Raw genomic sequence first — 18,014 nt, forward strand, 5'->3', positions numbered from 1 at the left:
AAACTACTATATTACGCTTAGGGAATCTCGCCTTTTGATAGTAACACATATATGTTAGCCCTATATTGAGAAATAAAAAAAAGACACTCTCAAGAGTGCCTCTTATTAGCAGCCGAATCCGCCGCCCCAACAGCTAGCTCCAACGATGATTAATAAGATAAAGAGCACAACAAGTAAGGCGAATCCACCGCCAAAACCACAGCCTCCACCACAACTACCACCATAGCCTCCACAACTACCACCATAGCCCATATTAACTCCTCCTTCCATAAAGTCCATATATTAATGGATTTATATCACTTTATGTTTTTACGGATAAACTTGAGCAGGTCCTTTTGAAAAAATAAAAGTACTCGGTATTTTAAAAGAGTTGACGAACTTATTTTTGTCACGAGTATTCCGCTTATTACATATGGTATTTTATTCTGTGCATTGGGGGAAAGGAGATCGTTATGGCTAATTCTGAGATGATATTACGTTTACTTACGGATTTAAAGATTGAGCAGCAAGCTTTAAAAGAACAGCTGGAGAAAATGCAAACAGCTTTGAGTATTCTTGAAGAAAAACCAACTATTCCTGAAGAGAAATCAACTACTCTTCAAGAGAAACCAGTTGTTACAAAGCAACGTGGACATTCTGGGTTTCCAACATCTTTTCGTGATTGGAGAGCATCTTCTCAAAAGAACTAAGGAATCCTATTATAGTGAGTTATACAAAATCACAAATGAAAAAGTACAGTCTACTGTAGTTAATACAGAGGCTGTACTTTTTGTTATGTTAGTATAAGTTGTGATAGGCGGTTTATCTATTTTGTAGAAAAGCCACGTTTACATTTTCTTTTGACTATTCCACCTTTAACTCGATCCCTTTATCCAGCATATCTCCATTAATTTTTAACGTTAATCCTTGCGTATTTTTCGGAACATCGAATACAATGTTCCCTTCCGAATTTTCATTAGGATTAAGAACACCAAATTTAAATGTAGCAGTATTTGCAGCTTTAAGTACTAATTGAGATTCATTAGAAATGTGATATTCTCTTCCGGCTCCGTCAATTAATTTAAAGTTATTGCTATTTAGTGTAATGGGTTCCTCTTGACGATTATAAACTGCGACGTCTAATACTTTAAATACACCTTGTGCTTTAACTTCTCCATTACAGCCCTTTCCGAACGAGAAAGCCCATTGCCTTTAGGCATGGGATGAAAGTGAGGTTGGATACGGAGTACCACTAAAAATCGTAAGGTTCGTGGTACTTTAAGTATCCAAAGAATAGGTAGTTTCTTTGGGTCTGTTTGTTGTAATTTTTAGAAAATAAATGATACATTGTAACTATGATAAATGATTATAGAAGAATGTTTCAAAGTGTTGGTTGAAGAGATATGTAACGATCTTGATATTGTTAGTATCGCAATGGAATAGGATACCAAACACGTTCATTTGTTTTTAAATACACTGTCAACACTTAGTCCTGCTGATACAAGGGCAAAAATAAAAGGAGTGACATCAAAGTGTTTGAGAGAAGAATTCCCTCATCACAAGCACTTGCAAAGTTTATAGACGCGTTCCCATTTTGTTTCTACTGCTGGAAGTGTATCAAATGAGACAATAAAATAGTATGTTGAGAATCAAAAAACAAAGGGGTGAAACGTATGTCACAGACCCTAACAGTGAAAGTGAAATTGCTTCCCACAAAAGAACAAATTCGTTTATTGGAACAAAGTAGCCGAGAGTACATTAAACTCATAAATACACTTATATCTGAAATGGTTGAAACAAAGGAAAGTACGAAAAAAAGTACGAAAGATATTGAAGCGAATATACCAAGTGCGGTGAAGAATCAAGCAATTAAAGACGCGAAAGGCTTATTTGCTACAAAAGTAAAGAAAAGCAAGTATAAAATCATTCCGATTTTAAAGAGACCTGTTTGTGTATGGAACAATCAAAATTATTCATTTGACTCCACTCATATTTCAATCCCGTTTAAGGTAAAAGGAAAGTCAACTCGTTTAAAGGTCCGTGCTTTATTAATCGATAAAAAAAATCGCAATTTGGATTTGTTAAAACATAAGTTGGGTACACTTCGTATCACAAAGAAATCGAATAAGTGGATGGCCCAAATATCTGTCACACTTCCTACAAATGAAAGAGCAGGGACGAAAATTTTAGGAGTAGACCTAGGTCTCAAAGTCCCCGCGGTAGCAATCACAGACGATGACAAGGTTCGTTTCTTTGGGAATGGTAGGCAAAATAAATATAGGAAGCGTAAGTTTCGTAGTGTTCGTAAGAAGTTAGGAAAAGACAAAAAAGTGAATGCGATTCGGCGATTTGATGATAAAGAACAAAGATGGATGCAAGATAAAGATCATAAAATAAGTCGTGAAATCATTGATTTTGCAATTGCTAATCATATTTCTGTCATTCGTTTAGAGCAACTAACGAATATAAGACAGACGGCAAGAACAAGCCGTAAAAACGAAAAAAACCTACACGCTTGGTCATTCTATCGTTTGTCACGATTTATTGCGTATAAAGCAACATTAGTTGGTATTCAGGTTGAATATGTAAATCCGGCTTATACAAGTCAAAGCTGTCCGAAATGCGCTGAAAAGAATAAGGCACAAGACAGAAAATACAAGTGTCCATGTGGGTTTGGGACACATCGTGATATCGTTGGGGCGATGAATATTCGCTACGCAACTGTGATTGATGGTAACAGTCAATCAGCCTAAGCACCTATATGGTCTGGTTTAGGAGGGGCAATGAGATGCCCTCATCTTGAAGGCTGTTTAAAACAGAAATGGACTGCGAACGTTTAGTCATTCAAGAATCCCACCCGTAAATCCGTAAGGATTCGGGCTTGCGACTTTAGTCGTGGGAGTCTCAACTATAACATCTAATGAATCGGCAGAGCGTATTGATATGTATACATCAGAAGAATCTCCATGGGTGGGAAGTTCTTTTTGAGAATCCTTGTTGATAAGTTCATCATTTTTTGTTTCTTTAGAAGTCTCCTGTTCGTTTTTCGTGTTACTGCTAGATGTATCATGTGAACTGCAAGCTGATAATCCAAATAAGAATATGCTACATAATAATGATGTTACTAACTTTTTGTTCATAGTTTGTTCCTCCGAAATAAAAGTACTTTCATGGGTGCCATAATGATTTAATAAATCTATATTTTTCTTTATATGTATTAAATGTTACATTTTATTATATTTATTTTGGAATAAAAAGGAAATTTGATACAAATAAACAAGACACTTTGCAGTGTCTTGTTTATTTAAGTTATGCGCATTACTTAATAAGACGTTAGTTGCTCATCCTGAACATGAGTAACTATGTAGGATGGTTTAATTATAACATTTTAACCAGTAATGGGTCTATATGGAATTTAAATAATGGGTACGTTTTGTTATTTGGAATGCGAGATGTTGTATATTATGTTGGGATTTGATCCATTAAAAGCAGTAGACAAGGTAAATGAGCATACCTTATTTCATAATTTACACAAATTGTGTAGAAAAGTATGGAGCTATATTTCCCTTTACACGAACATAAAGGTATAATATAGTTTAGTTAAGTTAACTAAACTATATTACGAAACGAAATAACAGCATGACTGGAGGAAGAATGCTATGACTAGATCGTATAAAGAAGTAATTAATGAAATGAATCGAGCCTACAATGACTTCTACATTTTACTATTTCAGGAGTTAAAGGATGAGTTCGGTCTTACAGGGCAGCAAGAGAGTATGCTATTTTATATCAATTTAAATGAAAACACGACAGCAAATAACATTGCGAGTACTTTTAATATATCGAAAAGTGCTGTGAGCCAAGTTTTATCGAAATTGGAAAAACAGAAGATGATTTCGAAACAAGTAAACCCTAATAATAAACGGGAGTATTTCCTTACACTTGGTCCAAATGGTAGTAAGTATATAGATCGGTTATCTGAATTAGATGATGTACTAATTGAGAAATATTTTTCTAAAATTGATATCGAAGCCTTAGAGCAAATGACTGAGACGTTAACGAAAATAAATAAAGTTATATTGGAAGAAAAACAGAAGGACATTAATCCGAATGAGTAAGAAAATCTATATGAAGTGGATGGGTGAGAGGAGGAGAAGCGTGTTATGAGTTACATACCAAATATGATTACGATAGCAAATTTTGTATGTGGGCTTTTGGCCATTTTCGCTATCCTCGTTCACGATATGTATTTGGGAGCAGTTTTTATTATTACAGGAATGCTATTTGATTTTTTTGATGGCATGGTCGCTCGGAAACTTGATTCTGTTTCGGAAATAGGTGGAGAGTTAGACTCATTTGCGGATTTAGTTACCTTTGGTGTGGCACCGTCTATTCTTGCATATAGTGTCTCTTTAAAAGATTTACAGTTTATCGGGATGTTATGTGCGCTTGCTTACAGTATTTGCGGAATGCTGCGGCTTGCTAGATTTAACACACAACAAAGCAAACTCCCAACGTTTATCGGAATGCCCATTCCATTTGCGGCAATGTGTCTTCTCATTTTATGCTTTTTGAATAATCCAGTTTCCGTGGCGTTTGGTACATGCATACTCGCTTATTTAATGGTAAGTAGAATCAAATTTCCTCATTTTAAAAAAGATATATCGGAAAAATTGGAGTCTGAAAGATGGAATTAGTACAGCAGGTTATAACAGACTATGGTTACCTCGCTATTTTTTTGATGCTTCTTCTTGGAATTGTAGGATTACCAATCCCTGATGAAGTCATAATGACAGTAGTAGGTTACTTTACGAATATTAATGTTTTAAATTATGAACTTGCCATTTTGGTCAGCTTTGTAGGAGCGTTGTTGGGTACGGTGATCAGTTACATGATCGGCAAAAAAGCAGGGCGTCCTTTTATTGATAAGTATGGAAAATGGATTGGTTTGAAGGAAAAGAGAATGAACAAAGTTGCAAAATGGATGGAGAAATATGGTCCCTATTCTCTTGTTTTTGGGTATTTCATTCCAGGCATTAGACATATAACGTGTTACCTTTCAGGCGTTAGCAGAATGAATTTAAAAACGTATATATTGTTCGCTGCGATTGGTGCATTTTTATGGTGCTTCACTTTTATTACTATCGGCAGAGGTGTAGGAATTATCCGTGAATAAGAAGACGTTGAATGATCGAAAAGATTCTAACTGGAAAAATTAACTTTAAAATGATTCAAGACAGTTTTGACAACATGGAACGGATTACTTGTAAGTTAGGGTTCTCAAAAACTCCCCCGTGTTATTGGGGAGAGGGATAAAAGATGAATAGTAGCAGACATAATTGATGATACGTAAATACAATGAGAGAGGTAAAGGAGTATGACATGATTCGTATGGCACTAAGGTCATTTAACATACAAATATATTGTTTGCTAGGCGTGATGTTATTGGGCTGGTTTATGATACCTTCCTCGGCCCATTTTGTAGGGATAAGCATTGGCCTTCTAGTTAGTATGTACTGCGCTTGGATTTTAGGAAGGCGTATTGAAAAGTTCGGAAATAGCATTGTAAAAAAAGAAAAAGTACCGATGCTTGGAATGATGAATCGGTTTGCAGCCGCGATACTCGGTGCGATTATTATGTATGAAATTGAACACCATGATTTCATGTGGACATTTGCTGCTGGAATTATGGGTGGTTATTTCTTAATTATTATTAATTTAGGATATTACAGCATGAAAGATGTGAAGAAATAAAGTGCTGTGTAAATAACTAATTTGGATGACTTGAATGTATAAACCTAAAAACCTTCCTTTATAGAAAGCTTTTTATTACAAAGAAAAGACACCCATATAAGAGTGTCTTTTCCAATAGTTTTTTAGCAGAAGCAAGAAGCTCCAACAATGATCAATAAAATAAACAATACAACTAGTAAAGCAAAGCCGCCGCCACAACTACTACAACTACCACCAAATCCCATAATAGTTCCTCCTTTAATAAGAGGGGAAAACAAGGGGTCACTCATGTATTTTAACGGATTCAATTTACTTTATGTTTTTTACGCAATAATTGAGCAGGTCCTTTTGAAAATAAAGAAAAGACACCCTAAGGTGCCTTTCTCCGACTTGAACCATCTTAATTTTAATAATATTGGACTCCCGTCCAAATATTATTTTACCATGTTAAGTTGTTTTTGGAAATATGCCATATCGATAATTACAATACACGTTTTAGTTTTTAAATTATTTATCTTTCTAAAAGTTGAAATTAATAAGAACCCCATAAATGATAAACCATTCCACTAACGAAAAATACTAATCCTAAAAACAAAACAATTAAAGCAAGTACTCCATTTTGATTATGTTCCATAAAATTAGCTCCTTTTAGATTTATTTTTATCCCGCTATTTGTGGGCAGTAAAACTCCCACCTCAAAATTCAGCTGGAGCCCTGCTGCCCGTAAACGCCCGATTGGTGAAGGCTAATACTCAGTGGGGGATGAACAAAACCCCCCACTGAGTAAAGTTTCACTTTATATACAAAAAAGCCTTTAGTCGTAATTATGGCTAAAGGCTTTGATCATTATACTTTTTAGTTTATAAAATTTGAAACTGAAAATGTACTAACTTGATAATGAAGCCTGGCTATTAGAATTGAAAAATTTTAGTTTTATTATAATTAATAAAAATGAGAGTAGTGTGAAAATGAATCCGCTCCAAATAAGTTGGTGAATACCTAAGTTTGAAATGAACCAGCCTCCAATAGTTGTTCCTAAAGTAATTCCGAGATTTGAGAATGAAACGAATAGGCTATTACCAAATTCAGGCGCTTCTTTTGCTTCGCTTATTAACCATGTTTGACCAACAATTAATCCACCAGCATGTACGATTCCCCAAATGAATACGATAAAAATCATTGGAACAAGGTAGGAACCTAAATAATAAACCAATATGTAAACAATAGAATATAGGATAGGGAATAATATTACTGTATTTACTATACTTTTTTGCAGGAGACTACCAAATAAATGATTGCCTAAAATCATAACTATGCCAAATATGAATAGCATGATACTGATGAGAGATCCATTCATGGAAGTTACTTTTGCAAGGTACTCGGCGAAGTAGCTGTATACGGAAAACATGGCTGCAAAAAGGAATGTGACGGTTAAAATATTTAACCATAATCCTGGTTTGCCGAGTATACGAATTTGTTTGCCGAAAGACATTTTTTCTTTAACAGGCATAGAAGGAAGTAGGATTAGTATTCCAATGAATGCAAGAGTGTTAACAAGCGCTCCGAATAAGAAAGCAATTTCGAGTGAAAATTGGTCTGCAAGGTAAGAGGTTAGTGGTACACCTAAAGCAAAGCCAACAGTAATTCCCATGAAAACTTTTGTAACCGCTTGACCGCTCTTTTCTGGAGGGACAAGTTTAGCAGCTGTTACAAGAGCGATTGAAAAGAAGAGTGGATGAAGTGCTGCCGGTAAAATACGAAAAATAAGCATGATTTCAAATTGTGTTGTATAAGCGTAGATTATATTTGAAATAACAAATGCAAAAATTGCTGTTAATAAAATTATTTTGCGATTAATACTAGAGACGAGCAGAATTAAAAACGGACCAGAAATAGCAACAACTAGTGCAAATATACTTACTAAAAATCCAGCTTGTGTAGTTGAAATTCCGAATTTTTGAGTGATTTGTGGTAATACGCCGACAATACCCATCTCGGTAGTAATAATTCCGAACACACCTATTGCGAGTGTCAGAATAAGTAAAGGATTTACTTTTTTCATTTATAAAACTCTCCATTCGTATCGGTATTTTGAAAGTAAATTCATTAACAAAGAAGCATTATTACAAGTATGATTGGATGCCAATATTATCTGGACTATGTAATTTCAAATACAATAACAGATATCTAAATAACTAGATATGATATATTAAAAAAATTTCTCCTTTCTATGTTTCTTGCTTTTATAGGTAGTGCAATCTTATAAAAAGTAATTGGATACCTGTAAAAAAGCAGAATGTGTGAAAGCTAATAATCAATTGATATGTAGATTGATTATTAGCTTTCATTTTATAATTCGTTTTGAACGTATTCAGAAAACTCTCGTATTGTTTTTTCATTTCGGCGATAGTATGTCCATTTTCCAATTCGGTCAGAGTCTAGTAATCCTGCCTTTTTCATTGTTAATAAATAACTAGAAATAACCGATTGGGCTAAGCCAGTTTTAAGCTGGATATCTCCTACGCACACTCCAACTTGAAAGCTAAGGCCTTGCTCTAGATAAGGTTTTTCATCGAAATGGTTTTCTGGATTTTTCAACCATGATAAAATTTGACATCTTGTTTCATTTGACAATGCTTTATAAATTAATAAAGGTTCCATAAGGATATTATATCTACTTTTATAGATTTGTAAATGGGTTTTGGTGATTTTAAGGGGAGAAGGTATACGTGAGCCCCTTAAATAGGAATGAGGTGCTCTTGATCTGTACCTTTTGTAAAGGACATTCTAAAAAAAGTTAGGCAACCTAAAAAAGATGATTTCGGTATGCAAACAGGAGTCATCTTCTTTAAATTCTATTGATAGCAAGAGTGATTATAGTACATCATATATTTCTTAATTTCATGTTTTAACTGAACAAACGATTCACATGATTTTATATATGCTTCATCGGTTAAAGTACTACGAGGATTACGTGCAAAAATGATAATATTGTTAGGTTTAAGCATGTTGTTGCCTAGCTATCAATGGCGGATTCCTAAGAAGAGTAATAATAAAACCCAACTGAAGATTTAAGAAAAATTTTATGTTTACCCCATTTTTTATTTTAAAAGTTTTTCCTATCCTATAAATGAGTTACATCAAGAAGGATACTAAAAACGATAAAGTCATAGATGAAAATGTAAAGTTAGGGGATTCTGCATGCATACAGAAGTTTTGATGAGTTATTTGTATACTTATTTCTTTACTATTATTTTTTGTATTGTGTTTCAAATTGGGTTTTATTTTAAAGCGAAAAGAAATATATCTATACTGCATTTTCTATGGGTATATGTTTTTCTATTCTACCTTTCGCTAGTATATGGGGTGACGCAAATCGCGACTGTATGGGATATAAGTAGATATGAAACGTGGATTCGTGTAAATCAAATTAACTTGACTCTATTTGATACGGCAGGTAGTACGACGTATCTTTTGAACATTTTGCTGTTTATGCCGTTAGGTTTTTTATTACCGACTATTTGGCCACAGTTTAGAAAAATGACAAACACAGTATGTGCGGGATTCTTGTTTTCATTGGCAATTGAGTTAAATCAATTACTAAATAATAGAATTACAGATATTGATGATTTATTTACGAATACCCTCGGGGCAATTGTTGGGTATATAATATATAGAGTTTTATTTAAAATGTTTAAAATGATATGTAAAAGAGAGGGGAAAAAGCTTGATACGAACTCTTCTTTAGTCATAAAATACGAAGCTATTTTTTGTTTAGTTTGTTCATTTGTAGGTGCGATGTTAATTTATTATCCTGGAGACCTGTAAGCTTCCAATGAGATACGATCTCGTTTATAAAATGAGTCTAGTATTTCTTCCAATCAGCACAAGATTCTCTCTATACGTTATTAAGTTATTCAGCGGACTGTAAGATTATCAGCAATAATACTGGGGAGATTGGATTAAAGGCTGACAGTTTCTATCCAAGCTTTTCATTTATGTATGATGCGCAAGAATTATTTATTATTGGTGGAGAAGAGAAATGGTCAGATATCCATTATATAAAAAGATTTTTTCATCTTGAGCAGATTACAGATGAGCTAACTATTGATGTAAGAAAATGAATTTAATGATGATGTGTGTGTTAATTATATAAGTTTTGGATCTAAGGAATTAAAGTTAGTTGAGCAACTTTATGTAGGGGAAGGATTATTTGTATGTCACACTAAAGACCGAAAGTGATAAGGTGCTGTATAAATAACTAATTTGGATGACTTGAATGTATAAACTTAAAAACTTTCCTTTATGGAGAGTTTTTTAGTACAAAGAAAAGACACCCATATAAGAGTGTCTTTTCCGATAGTTTGTTTAGCAGAAGCAAGAAGCTCCAACTATGATTAATAAAATAAACAATACTACTAATAAAGCAAAGCCGCCAGAAAATCCACAGCCGCCACAACTACCACCAAATCCCATAATAGTTCCTCCTTTAATAAGAGGGGAAAACAAGGGGTCACTCATGTATTTTAACGGATTCAATTTACTTTATGTTTTTCACGCAATAATTGAGCAGGTCCTTTTGAAAATAAAAAAAAGAAACATTAAGGTGCCTTTCTCCGACTGGATAACCGCATTTCGAAACTGGTGGATAACTTGCAAATAGTATGTATGCTTCGATTTATTTACAGATACCTAAGATTTATACATTCTTCATATAAGTCAGTACCTTTGATTACTAAACGTTCAATCATCATAAGGTTTAGTTTATTGTTACCAACCACTCGCTCTAACATCCGCCTTCAACCACTTCACCCAATCCGAATCTTCTATTTTAAGCAAACTGAGCGAAACACCTTTCATATCTAAAGAAGTGAGAAGGGTACCAACCTTTACGAACTTCACATGTAAGCCTTCCAGCTCACATAAACGGCGAATGTCGTTTGCGAAAATGTATTGTTCCATTAATGGTGTTGCACCGAGTCCGTTAATGAGGATGGCGAAGTTGTCACCTTTTCTCCAGCGATAAATGCTTTTTAGTTTGTTCATAAGTTCGATCGCTAATATTTCAGAAGAGGATAGTGCTTCTTTACGGTAACCTTTTTCGCCATGGATACCAACGCCGTAAAACACTTCATCGTCGTTTAATGTGAAGGAAGCTTTTCCTTGTACTGGATCATTTGCAGGTGAAAGGGCGACTCCTAATGTGTGTAAGTTTTCGGTGATAGAACGGCCGAGTGCTGTTAGTTCGTCTAAAGAGTGATCTTCAAGAGCGGCCGCACCAAGTATTTTTTGAACGAAAACAGTGCCAGCAACGCCGCGTCTTCTTTTGTTAAAAGAAGCATCATCTTCAATTGAAACGTCGTCATTTACGATGATGTGGTCAATTTGTCTTCCTTCTTCTTTTGCGATTTGTTCTGCCGCTAAAAAGTTTTCTACGTCATCTTTAAAGTTTTTTATGATGAATAAAATACTTTTATCTTTTGGCATTAAGCGAGTTGCCGCCACAATTTGTTCGACTGTAGGGGGAGTGAAGATACTGCCGTTTACTGCCGCCGTAAGCATTCCGTTTCCTACATAGCCAATATCAGCTGGTTCGTGTCCGCTACCACCGCCGCTTATAATAGCGACGTCTTGCTTCAGTTTTTCGATATCTTTTACATAAATGATGTTATTTGTTTCGTCGTAATTCACTTTGTCGTTATGTTCAAAATAAAAGCCATGCAGCATATCTTGAACGATATTTTGTACATCATTCATAATCTTTTTCATTGCTTTTACCACCCTTTAATTACTTTGCTGATTGCTCCAGTAATAGTAGTAATTGATTGTTTATCATATTTTTCATGAGAGAAGACATAATGGAAGGATCTACTTCGCACTTGCTTTCAATCCAATCTTTTATCGTTCCAACGAAGCCGTGACTATAAAAGGAGGCAATCGTATTTTTTGTCTCATCAGAAAGGCTGAATCCACAGCTCATCGATAGTTCATCAATAATCTTCATATATAAGTTTTTCGTATGCTCAAATAAATAGTGATTAAACGAGTTTTGCTCAATGACTTTAAATGCATTTCGGTAAAATTTTTGATTTTCGTAAAAGTAATCAAATAATAAATCGAAAATATTTTCCCATGTTTCATAGTCGAGAAAGTCGATAATGTTTTCTTTCGTTTCTTCTCTATAAATCCAGCTTAATAGTTCGAATTTATCTTTAAAATGATAATAAAAAGTTTGCCTACGCATTTGACAGTGTAACATAATATCGCTCACTGATATTTTATGAAACGACTCTGTTTCCATTAAATACTTCAATGAATTCGCGATTATCTTTTTAGAAATTATAGAAGAGGTCATCTGAATCATCCCTAGAATGTTAGTAATATGAAAATCCTACCTACAAATGAGAGCGGTGTCTTTAGACAGATTGTCCATTTTGTCCGTTTACTATAAAACGCTTTCATTTTAACATGAGTAGTAAGAAGAAGATTTCAAATATATCACAATATATTAAAGGAATTGAGGGAGAATCACAATGAAAAAGATTATAAATAAACCAGAAACATTAGTAATGGAAATGTGCAACGGAATGGTGATGGCTCATCCAGAGCTTGAGTTTTTGAAAAAATATAAAGTCATTAAGAAGAAAGAAATGAATGAAAATAAAGTAACGTTAATTAGTGGCGGCGGTAGTGGTCATGAGCCAGCGCATGCAGGTCTAGTCGGAAAAGGAATGCTGGATGCAGCAGTGTGCGGAGATGTGTTTGCTTCTCCTTCGCAAATTCAGGTCTATCAAGCAATTAAAGAGACAGCTAGTAAAAAAGGTACGTTATTAATTATTAAAAATTATAGCGGCGATATTATGAATTTCAAAAACGGTGCACATTTAGCGACTGAAGATGGAATTGAAGTCGACTACGTAAAAGTAGACGATGATATTGCGGTAGAAGATAGCCTGTATACAGTAGGACGCCGCGGTGTTGCGGGAGTTATTTTAGTGCATAAAATTGCCGGCGCAGCAGCGGAAGCAGGAATGGATTTAGGAGCGGTGAAAGCTGTAGCGGAAAAAGCAGCGGCTAACGTGCGTACAATCGGTTTAGCTTTAACTTCTTGTACAGTACCAGCGAGCGGATCACCTACTTTTGCACTTGAAGAAGATGAAATGGAATACGGCGTAGGTATTCACGGTGAACCAGGTATTAAACGTGAAAAAACGATGTCAGCAGATGAATTAGCTAACCGTATGACAAATGATTTAATAAAAGATTTAGGAGTAAAAGATGGTGAGGAAATCGCGCTTCTTGTAAATGGTTTTGGCGGCACACCACTGCAAGAACTATACTTATTTAACAACGCAGTTACGAGAGAATTAGCTGCTAGAAACATTAAAATTAATAGAGTATTCGTCGGTAATTATATGACGAGTATCGATATGGCTGGTATGTCTTTAACAGTGATGAAGTTAGATGACGAGTTAAAAACGTTGTTATCGAAAGAGTGTAATACACCAGCGTTTAAAGTAGATGGACCTGTTGAAAGTGTAGAGTACGTGAATGTGCTTGAAGATGTAGAAGAGAAGGAAGTTTCATTTGAACTAGAAACAGCGGAAGAGCACGCTGTTATTAAAGATAATGTCATTACATTAAATAACATGATTTATCTTGTTGATAAAATGAGTGACATTATTATTAAAAATGAAGTACCGTTCTGTGAGTTAGATACACATGCAGGTGACGGCGACTTCGGAATGAGTGTTGCAAAAGGATTTAAGCAATTAAAGCGTGAGTGGCATTCTATTTTAGGACAAGAGAATGTAACGATCGGATCATTCCTTGACGGTTGTTCAATGATTATTATGGAACATTGCGGCGGCGCTTCTGGTCCAATTTGGGGCGGAGCATTCCGCGCAGCTAGTAAAGCAGCAGGCGAAAAACGTGAGTTAACAGCCAAAGAGTTCGCTGAAATATTGCAAGCGGCACTTCAAGGCATACAATCTATCGGTGAAAGATCGTTCGGTAGAGGAGCGGTAGTTGGTGATAAAACACTTGTTGACGCACTTGCTCCATGTGTAGACTCTTGGTTAAATAGCGCTTCAAACGAATCAGACATGAAAACTGCCTTTGAAAAAGGAGCAGAAGCAGCGGTTAAAGGAGCAGAGTATACGAAAGAAATCGTAGCTCGCATGGGCCGCGCCGGTACAGTTGGTGAAAGAAGTTTAGGCTATCCTGATGCAGGTGCGCATGCACTTGGGGTGATCTTCACGGAGATTGCGGGTAGTTTGAAATAGAAATTAAAAGATCCCCTCTGCCTTAAGGTGGAGGGGATCTTTAATTATAACCATCATTCTTCCAGTGAAAAAATTTATTTGTTAGCCAATCTAGAAGCTGCTTCTTCAACTTCTTTATATGCATTTTGTAATACTTCATTTGGATCTAGTACTGCTGTTCCTTGTGCACGAACGATTTGATAATCTTCAATACCTAGGAAATTAAACATTGCTTTTAAATATTTATGAGAGTATTCCACTTCTGTATACCAATCATCATTTGTATAGATTCCTCCACTTGCTTGTATAACAAGCATTCTTCTTCCATCTTTAAGTAATCCCACTGATCCAGTTTCAGTATATTTAAATGTTTCACGTGCAATCATGATATTGTCCATGTAATCTTTTAACTTTGATGGAATATTAAAGTTGTGCAAAGGTAATACGATAACATACGTATTTGCACTTTTAAATTGTTGTAAAATTTCGGACATACGCTCTGTTACTTTTTGTTCTTCATCAGTTAACTTCTGTCCATTTCCTTGCTTTTCCCATGCGCTTAAAACAGTTTTATCTATCATTGGTACTACATCATCGTATAAATTAATCTGTTCAATCGTTTCATTATTAGGAATTAATTCTTTATAAGATACTAAAAAGTGGTTAAGAACCTTAATGCTGACTGATGATGTATCATCCACTTTCGGATGTGCGTTTATGATAAGTGTTTTGTTCATTTGTATTTCCCCTTTTTAAAAGTTTTTACGTTTTAATTATCGACTAAATTAATCGTCGATTAGTTTGGTCTTTAATATAAACTCTGAAATTATTTTTGTCAAATGAAATACATACTATTCTAAAAGAGCCTTTTTTTATTTGACTAAAATTCTAAATGGTCCTAAGATACAATTTGATAACCCTTAAAATAAAAAGCAGGTGATTTGTATATGCAATATAGTGTTGGGGTTGAATATGCCTTGCATTGCCTAGTTTATTTAATTAATACTCCTTCCAAGGAAAGTGTTGGAATAAAAGATTTGGCAGAGTTTCAAGGACTTTCTGAAACATTTCTTTCAAAAGTTTTCGGTAAATTATCTAAAGCTGACATTGTGAATTCTGTCCCAGGTGTAAAGGGAGGATATAGGTTAGCTAAGTCTCCAGAAGATATCTCTTTTTGGGATGTAATAGAAGCTGTCGAAGGTCCAAAACCTATTTTTCAATGTAAAAATATTGTGCAGAATGGCTTACTATATCGAGACGAGGCTTGTAATTCTTGTGAACCTAGCAATTCTTCTTGTACAATTAACTTAGTAATGCTTGAAGCAGAAGAACACATGCGTGAGTTTCTCCGTAAAAAGACTCTTGCATGGTTAGATAAAGAACTTGACATTGTTTTACCTGAAAAAATAAGGGTAGATACTCGTGAATACTTCAAACAAAAAAACTCTAACTAAATCGCCATGACGAATTAGTTAGAGTTTTTTTGTTTTTTAACATTAATTCCATCATGTGAGTACTTCATCATAAATTCCTTCTTTAAATATCACATTTAATTAACTCATAAAGTTTCAAATTGATTAACATTAAAATTCTAAAAAATACAATTTTATTTTCGTAAAAAGCAAATGAATTTATGTTTTCAGATATTTTAAACATAGTGAAAATCGCCTTTGAAAAAGGAGCAGAGTATACGAAAGAAATCGTAGCTCGTATGGGTCGCGCTGGTACAGTTGGTGAAAGAAGCTTAGGCTATCCAGATGCAGGTGCGCATGCAATTGGGGTTATCTTTACGGAGATTGCGGGTAGTTTGAAATAGGAATTAGAAAGTCCCTCTGCCTTAAGGCGGAGGGACTTTTATATATTCTTCATTTGTATCTATATCAAATTTTTCATTGCTTTTTGCTTATTTGAGACTTAGTTTTTTTGTGATTGCAGCTTATCGATTTTCCAGTGTGCTTCTAGAGATTCTAAAGAGCTTTCAATATAAAACATATATTCATCTGCGGTACTTGTTACTTCAAAAGCTATTTTTAATTCTACCGTTTCATTTGGTTTAACTTGTATATCAGAAGGGTTTTGGTCAAGCACCTTGCCTTCATAGGCCTTTCCGTCTTTTTCATCTTTTAAGTTATATTTTAATTCTGATAGTCCAATCATTTGACCTCGTACATTTTTTACAGAGACATTAACAACGACGGAATCGTTACTAGCATTTAAATATGCATTTTGAACGGTGGCCAAGTAATAGCCTCCCTTAACACTCTCACCAACTAATAAAATACCTTGTTCCAAGCGGCTCATATCTTCTTTTTCTTCAAAATTTATTAATTCTTCATTTTCATTTTTTGCGGTTGGTTCTTCTATTGGACCATTTTCAACGGCACTATCTTTTTTATCTTGTGTACAAGCAGCCGTAACACTGACTAATACTAGAATTAAAGTAAGTAATATGAATGATTTTCTCATAAAATTGATCTGTCTCCTTAAGTTTCTCAATTTTGTGCAACTATACATATAAGATTAACATAATGTCTCATTATTGGCTCAAAATAGGGAATCTTTTAGACACCTTATTCTTTTTCCTTTTAATATACATTCGATTGGTTCTCACGATATTTTTTAATCTTTTAAATCATTGTCTTAGTAATACCAAGGGTTATTATAGATATATTAATCATATAATTTGTCCCTATCAAAATGAACGTTTCTTGCATCTAATATATTGTAAATATATTTTATTTTGAAAGGATGTGATTATATGGCTCATAAATCTACTGGAGTGTTTCGAGTTCCAGTTTCTGAAAATGGGATTATTCCAACTGCTCTCAACATTATGTTAAACAATGATTCACGCTGTCATACTAGTAATGTAACGATAAGTGTTAAGAGAAGTCGAAACATTTCTTTCCCGACTCAAAATGAGTTAGTTGAAATCTCTCGTACGTTTGTTTCTTTAGAACCAAACAGAACAACTAAGATTGTGTTGTTTACGCCAGAATTCGAAATAGAAGATTTTCTTGATGTCATCGTTAGTGGAAATAAAGATGATGTTAAGGATGTTCTTGTATATTCTTTCTTAGCAGATTCAGCAGGTCACAATCTGCCATCTACTGTTTTCAGAAATGCAGAATACACTTTTGCATGCTGATACCGTGATGATGTATTCTTTACTGTCATATATCTGAAGGAAAATGTTAAATAGGAGTTGATTTAACTTTTATTTGGGTTCTCCAAAGAAGTCTGCTTTAGCCAAATAAACAAGGAATCGACTAATAGGTTCCTTGTTTTTTTATTAATATGATTGGTGTATTTACTCTAGTTGTAGCGAAATCGTCCGTTGTTATCATTCCTACTGTATCATTAATAAACATCTGCATAATATGTAATTAGTATTATTTTATTCTTTAAATATCTCCGGTTTTTCAACTCTAAATGATTGCACCTCACCGCACTCTAAACAAAATGTGGTTAATAGTTTGGAACGTTTCCCTCCTGAAAAGAATCTACTAGATTCATCCTCACAAACATATGCATGATAAGCAGATCCAACCCTTCCTTCTTTAAATGTAGTAGAACCACAATTCTCGCATCGTTTATTTCTCATGTTACTAACACCTCATTTGATTGATATTTATTTTTCTGTGTTTTTAAGACAGAAGTAAAGCAACTTGGTTATAAATGATGTTTTCGACATGATACAACATACCCCTTTATATATTCGCAAGTAAAACAACACAATACCCTTATAAACCTCTATAACAATATGGTTTTTCATATATCATTTAATGTTTATCGGAAAAATAAGTATTAAAGTATTGAGTTTTATTATTCTGATGATTATAATAAATAGAAATCAAACAATTCTTATGTTGAGAAGTGGAGGGACGGGCCCTATGAAACTTCGGCAACCTCGTTTTAGACGAAAGGTGCCAAATCCTGCAGGTGAAAAAACACCTGAAAGATAAGAGCGGTTCACTTAGTCAAGAAGGCTACTCTTATTTCGATAAGAGTAGATTTTTTTATGGCTAAAAGATAAAG

Annotated in this window: 21 protein-coding genes, 5 pseudogenes and 1 riboswitch; of the genes and pseudogenes, 13 read left to right on the plus strand and 13 right to left on the minus strand. The window is 34.4% G+C overall.

Annotation, left to right across the window (positions count from 1 at the left end):
• Nucleotides 1–105: 105 nt before the first annotated feature.
• Nucleotides 106–252: a YjcZ family sporulation protein gene (locus NSQ08_RS03350; RefSeq protein ID WP_000540380.1), complete on the minus strand. Its 147-nt coding sequence runs from the start codon at nt 250–252 to the stop codon at nt 106–108.
• Between the two features lie 200 nt (nt 253–452).
• Between NSQ08_RS03350 and NSQ08_RS03355 the strand changes: the two genes are divergently transcribed.
• Complete coding sequence (locus NSQ08_RS03355; RefSeq protein ID WP_002140614.1) at nt 453–689, plus strand: hypothetical protein; 237 nt, start codon at nt 453–455, stop codon at nt 687–689.
• Nucleotides 690–843: 154 nt separating this feature from the next.
• On the opposite strand, the pseudogene NSQ08_RS03360 reads toward NSQ08_RS03355, so the two are convergent.
• A pseudogene (locus tag NSQ08_RS03360) lies at nt 844–1,158 on the minus strand (DUF4352 domain-containing protein); the annotation flags it as partial.
• A 189-nt stretch (nt 1,159–1,347) separates the two neighbouring features.
• Here NSQ08_RS03360 and tnpA point away from each other — a divergent pair.
• Together tnpA and NSQ08_RS03370 are read left to right on the plus strand one after the other, a co-directional pair.
• A pseudogene (tnpA, locus tag NSQ08_RS03365) lies at nt 1,348–1,617 on the plus strand (IS200/IS605 family transposase); the annotation flags it as partial.
• A 35-nt stretch (nt 1,618–1,652) separates the two neighbouring features.
• The gene (locus tag NSQ08_RS03370) at nt 1,653–2,732 is read left to right on the plus strand and encodes an RNA-guided endonuclease InsQ/TnpB family protein (protein WP_085309502.1); all 1,080 of its coding nucleotides are present in this window, start codon (nt 1,653–1,655) and stop codon (nt 2,730–2,732) included.
• 156 nt (nt 2,733–2,888) lie between these two features.
• On the opposite strand, the pseudogene NSQ08_RS03375 reads toward NSQ08_RS03370, so the two are convergent.
• Nucleotides 2,889–3,119: pseudogene (locus tag NSQ08_RS03375) on the minus strand (hypothetical protein); the annotation flags it as partial.
• 519 nt (nt 3,120–3,638) lie between these two features.
• On the opposite strand from NSQ08_RS03375, the gene NSQ08_RS03380 reads away from it, so the two are divergent.
• The 4 genes from NSQ08_RS03380 (at nt 3,639) to NSQ08_RS03395 (ending at nt 5,733) form a co-directional block, all read left to right on the plus strand.
• Entirely contained in the window at nt 3,639–4,097 is a 459-nt protein-coding gene (locus NSQ08_RS03380; protein WP_012260453.1) for a MarR family winged helix-turn-helix transcriptional regulator, read from the plus strand.
• Between the two features lie 45 nt (nt 4,098–4,142).
• The gene (gene pssA / locus NSQ08_RS03385) at nt 4,143–4,676 is read left to right on the plus strand and encodes a CDP-diacylglycerol--serine O-phosphatidyltransferase (protein WP_328009687.1); all 534 of its coding nucleotides are present in this window, start codon (nt 4,143–4,145) and stop codon (nt 4,674–4,676) included.
• On the plus strand, nt 4,667–5,155 hold the full coding sequence (locus tag NSQ08_RS03390; protein WP_340771549.1) for a DedA family protein: 489 nt from the start codon (nt 4,667–4,669) through the stop codon (nt 5,153–5,155). Before pssA ends, NSQ08_RS03390 begins: the two co-directional genes overlap by 10 nt.
• 206 nt (nt 5,156–5,361) lie before the next feature.
• A complete protein-coding gene (locus tag NSQ08_RS03395; protein ID WP_340771551.1) occupies nt 5,362–5,733 on the plus strand; it encodes an ATP synthase subunit I in 372 nt (123 codons plus the stop codon).
• A gap of 122 nt (nt 5,734–5,855) precedes the next feature.
• Here the strand turns inward: NSQ08_RS03395 and NSQ08_RS03400 are convergent, their stop codons facing one another.
• The 4 genes and pseudogenes from NSQ08_RS03400 to NSQ08_RS03415 form a co-directional block, all read right to left on the minus strand.
• The gene (locus tag NSQ08_RS03400) at nt 5,856–5,957 is read right to left on the minus strand and encodes a YjcZ family sporulation protein (RefSeq protein WP_000505688.1); all 102 of its coding nucleotides are present in this window, start codon (nt 5,955–5,957) and stop codon (nt 5,856–5,858) included.
• 641 nt (nt 5,958–6,598) lie between these two features.
• Nucleotides 6,599–7,774 (minus strand): MFS transporter, encoded by a 1,176-nt coding sequence (locus NSQ08_RS03405; protein WP_002140622.1) that lies wholly within the window; start codon nt 7,772–7,774, stop codon nt 6,599–6,601.
• A gap of 287 nt (nt 7,775–8,061) precedes the next feature.
• Nucleotides 8,062–8,373 carry an ArsR/SmtB family transcription factor gene (locus tag NSQ08_RS03410; protein ID WP_002087249.1) on the minus strand — a complete coding sequence of 104 codons (312 nt, stop codon included), beginning with the start codon at nt 8,371–8,373 and terminating at the stop codon, nt 8,062–8,064.
• A 194-nt stretch (nt 8,374–8,567) separates the two neighbouring features.
• Nucleotides 8,568–8,669 (minus strand): annotated as a pseudogene (locus NSQ08_RS03415) (TetR family transcriptional regulator); the annotation flags it as partial.
• Between the two features lie 244 nt (nt 8,670–8,913).
• On the opposite strand from NSQ08_RS03415, the gene NSQ08_RS03420 reads away from it, so the two are divergent.
• Together NSQ08_RS03420 and NSQ08_RS03425 are read left to right on the plus strand one after the other, a co-directional pair.
• Complete coding sequence (locus NSQ08_RS03420) at nt 8,914–9,540, plus strand: VanZ family protein (protein WP_340771557.1); 627 nt, start codon at nt 8,914–8,916, stop codon at nt 9,538–9,540.
• Between the two features lie 41 nt (nt 9,541–9,581).
• Nucleotides 9,582–9,836 (plus strand): annotated as a pseudogene (locus NSQ08_RS03425) (hypothetical protein); the annotation flags it as partial.
• Nucleotides 9,837–10,080: 244 nt separating this feature from the next.
• Here the strand turns inward: NSQ08_RS03425 and NSQ08_RS03430 are convergent.
• From NSQ08_RS03430 to dhaS, 3 genes are all read right to left on the minus strand, one after another.
• Entirely contained in the window at nt 10,081–10,188 is a 108-nt protein-coding gene (locus tag NSQ08_RS03430; protein ID WP_000505673.1) for a YjcZ family sporulation protein, read from the minus strand.
• 294 nt (nt 10,189–10,482) lie between these two features.
• Nucleotides 10,483–11,481 (minus strand): DhaKLM operon coactivator DhaQ, encoded by a 999-nt coding sequence (gene dhaQ, locus NSQ08_RS03435; protein WP_340771560.1) that lies wholly within the window; start codon nt 11,479–11,481, stop codon nt 10,483–10,485.
• A 19-nt stretch (nt 11,482–11,500) separates the two neighbouring features.
• A complete protein-coding gene (dhaS, locus tag NSQ08_RS03440) occupies nt 11,501–12,067 on the minus strand; it encodes a dihydroxyacetone kinase transcriptional activator DhaS (protein WP_000204216.1) in 567 nt (188 codons plus the stop codon).
• A 178-nt stretch (nt 12,068–12,245) separates the two neighbouring features.
• Here dhaS and dhaK point away from each other — a divergent pair, with 178 nt between their 5' ends.
• Nucleotides 12,246–13,997, plus strand: a complete 1,752-nt coding sequence (dhaK, locus tag NSQ08_RS03445; RefSeq protein WP_340771563.1) for a dihydroxyacetone kinase subunit DhaK — start codon at nt 12,246–12,248, stop codon at nt 13,995–13,997.
• Between the two features lie 74 nt (nt 13,998–14,071).
• Here dhaK and NSQ08_RS03450 read toward each other — a convergent pair whose 3' ends face one another.
• A complete protein-coding gene (locus NSQ08_RS03450; protein WP_016101676.1) occupies nt 14,072–14,713 on the minus strand; it encodes an FMN-dependent NADH-azoreductase in 642 nt (213 codons plus the stop codon).
• Nucleotides 14,714–14,923: 210 nt separating this feature from the next.
• Between NSQ08_RS03450 and NSQ08_RS03455 the strand changes: the two genes are divergently transcribed.
• On the plus strand, nt 14,924–15,430 hold the full coding sequence (locus NSQ08_RS03455) for an RrF2 family transcriptional regulator (protein ID WP_016101675.1): 507 nt from the start codon (nt 14,924–14,926) through the stop codon (nt 15,428–15,430).
• A 191-nt stretch (nt 15,431–15,621) separates the two neighbouring features.
• Complete coding sequence (locus NSQ08_RS03460; RefSeq protein WP_336619607.1) at nt 15,622–15,792, plus strand: DAK2 domain-containing protein; 171 nt, start codon at nt 15,622–15,624, stop codon at nt 15,790–15,792.
• A 98-nt stretch (nt 15,793–15,890) separates the two neighbouring features.
• On the opposite strand, the gene NSQ08_RS03465 is transcribed toward NSQ08_RS03460, so the two are convergent.
• A complete protein-coding gene (locus NSQ08_RS03465) occupies nt 15,891–16,442 on the minus strand; it encodes a DUF4352 domain-containing protein (RefSeq protein WP_016101673.1) in 552 nt (183 codons plus the stop codon).
• Between the two features lie 292 nt (nt 16,443–16,734).
• Between NSQ08_RS03465 and NSQ08_RS03470 the strand changes: the two genes are divergently transcribed.
• A complete protein-coding gene (locus NSQ08_RS03470; protein ID WP_060750949.1) occupies nt 16,735–17,124 on the plus strand; it encodes a hypothetical protein in 390 nt (129 codons plus the stop codon).
• Nucleotides 17,125–17,373: 249 nt separating this feature from the next.
• On the opposite strand, the gene NSQ08_RS03475 is transcribed toward NSQ08_RS03470, so the two are convergent.
• Nucleotides 17,374–17,580, minus strand: coding sequence for a hypothetical protein (locus NSQ08_RS03475; RefSeq protein WP_340771570.1), 207 nt, complete (start codon nt 17,578–17,580; stop codon nt 17,374–17,376).
• Nucleotides 17,581–17,837: 257 nt separating this feature from the next.
• Nucleotides 17,838–17,944, plus strand: a riboswitch (SAM riboswitch).
• Nucleotides 17,945–18,014 lie beyond the last annotated feature (70 nt).

It is taken from the genome of Bacillus sp. FSL E2-8887 (assembly GCF_038007205.1).
Taxonomy (GTDB): domain Bacteria; phylum Bacillota; class Bacilli; order Bacillales; family Bacillaceae_G; genus Bacillus_A; species Bacillus_A mycoides.

Bases quoted from the DNA above. Each gene is read 5' to 3' on its own strand.
- NSQ08_RS03350 (WP_000540380.1), bottom strand. From the start codon at position 252: ATGGGCTATGGTGGTAGTTGTGGAGGCTATGGTGGTAGTTGTGGTGGA.
- NSQ08_RS03355 (WP_002140614.1), top strand. From the start codon at position 453: ATGGCTAATTCTGAGATGATATTACGTTTACTTACGGATTTAAAGATT.
- NSQ08_RS03370 (WP_085309502.1), top strand. From the start codon at position 1,653: ATGTCACAGACCCTAACAGTGAAAGTGAAATTGCTTCCCACAAAAGAA.
- NSQ08_RS03380 (WP_012260453.1), top strand. From the start codon at position 3,639: ATGACTAGATCGTATAAAGAAGTAATTAATGAAATGAATCGAGCCTAC.
- pssA (WP_328009687.1), top strand. From the start codon at position 4,143: ATGAGTTACATACCAAATATGATTACGATAGCAAATTTTGTATGTGGG.
- NSQ08_RS03390 (WP_340771549.1), top strand. From the start codon at position 4,667: ATGGAATTAGTACAGCAGGTTATAACAGACTATGGTTACCTCGCTATT.
- NSQ08_RS03395 (WP_340771551.1), top strand. From the start codon at position 5,362: ATGATTCGTATGGCACTAAGGTCATTTAACATACAAATATATTGTTTG.
- NSQ08_RS03400 (WP_000505688.1), bottom strand. From the start codon at position 5,957: ATGGGATTTGGTGGTAGTTGTAGTAGTTGTGGCGGCGGCTTTGCTTTA.
- NSQ08_RS03405 (WP_002140622.1), bottom strand. From the start codon at position 7,774: ATGAAAAAAGTAAATCCTTTACTTATTCTGACACTCGCAATAGGTGTG.
- NSQ08_RS03410 (WP_002087249.1), bottom strand. From the start codon at position 8,373: ATGGAACCTTTATTAATTTATAAAGCATTGTCAAATGAAACAAGATGT.
- NSQ08_RS03420 (WP_340771557.1), top strand. From the start codon at position 8,914: ATGCATACAGAAGTTTTGATGAGTTATTTGTATACTTATTTCTTTACT.
- NSQ08_RS03430 (WP_000505673.1), bottom strand. From the start codon at position 10,188: ATGGGATTTGGTGGTAGTTGTGGCGGCTGTGGATTTTCTGGCGGCTTT.
- dhaQ (WP_340771560.1), bottom strand. From the start codon at position 11,481: ATGAAAAAGATTATGAATGATGTACAAAATATCGTTCAAGATATGCTG.
- dhaS (WP_000204216.1), bottom strand. From the start codon at position 12,067: ATGACCTCTTCTATAATTTCTAAAAAGATAATCGCGAATTCATTGAAG.
- dhaK (WP_340771563.1), top strand. From the start codon at position 12,246: ATGAAAAAGATTATAAATAAACCAGAAACATTAGTAATGGAAATGTGC.
- NSQ08_RS03450 (WP_016101676.1), bottom strand. From the start codon at position 14,713: ATGAACAAAACACTTATCATAAACGCACATCCGAAAGTGGATGATACA.
- NSQ08_RS03455 (WP_016101675.1), top strand. From the start codon at position 14,924: ATGCAATATAGTGTTGGGGTTGAATATGCCTTGCATTGCCTAGTTTAT.
- NSQ08_RS03465 (WP_016101673.1), bottom strand. From the start codon at position 16,442: ATGAGAAAATCATTCATATTACTTACTTTAATTCTAGTATTAGTCAGT.
- NSQ08_RS03470 (WP_060750949.1), top strand. From the start codon at position 16,735: ATGGCTCATAAATCTACTGGAGTGTTTCGAGTTCCAGTTTCTGAAAAT.
- NSQ08_RS03475 (WP_340771570.1), bottom strand. From the start codon at position 17,580: ATGAGAAATAAACGATGCGAGAATTGTGGTTCTACTACATTTAAAGAA.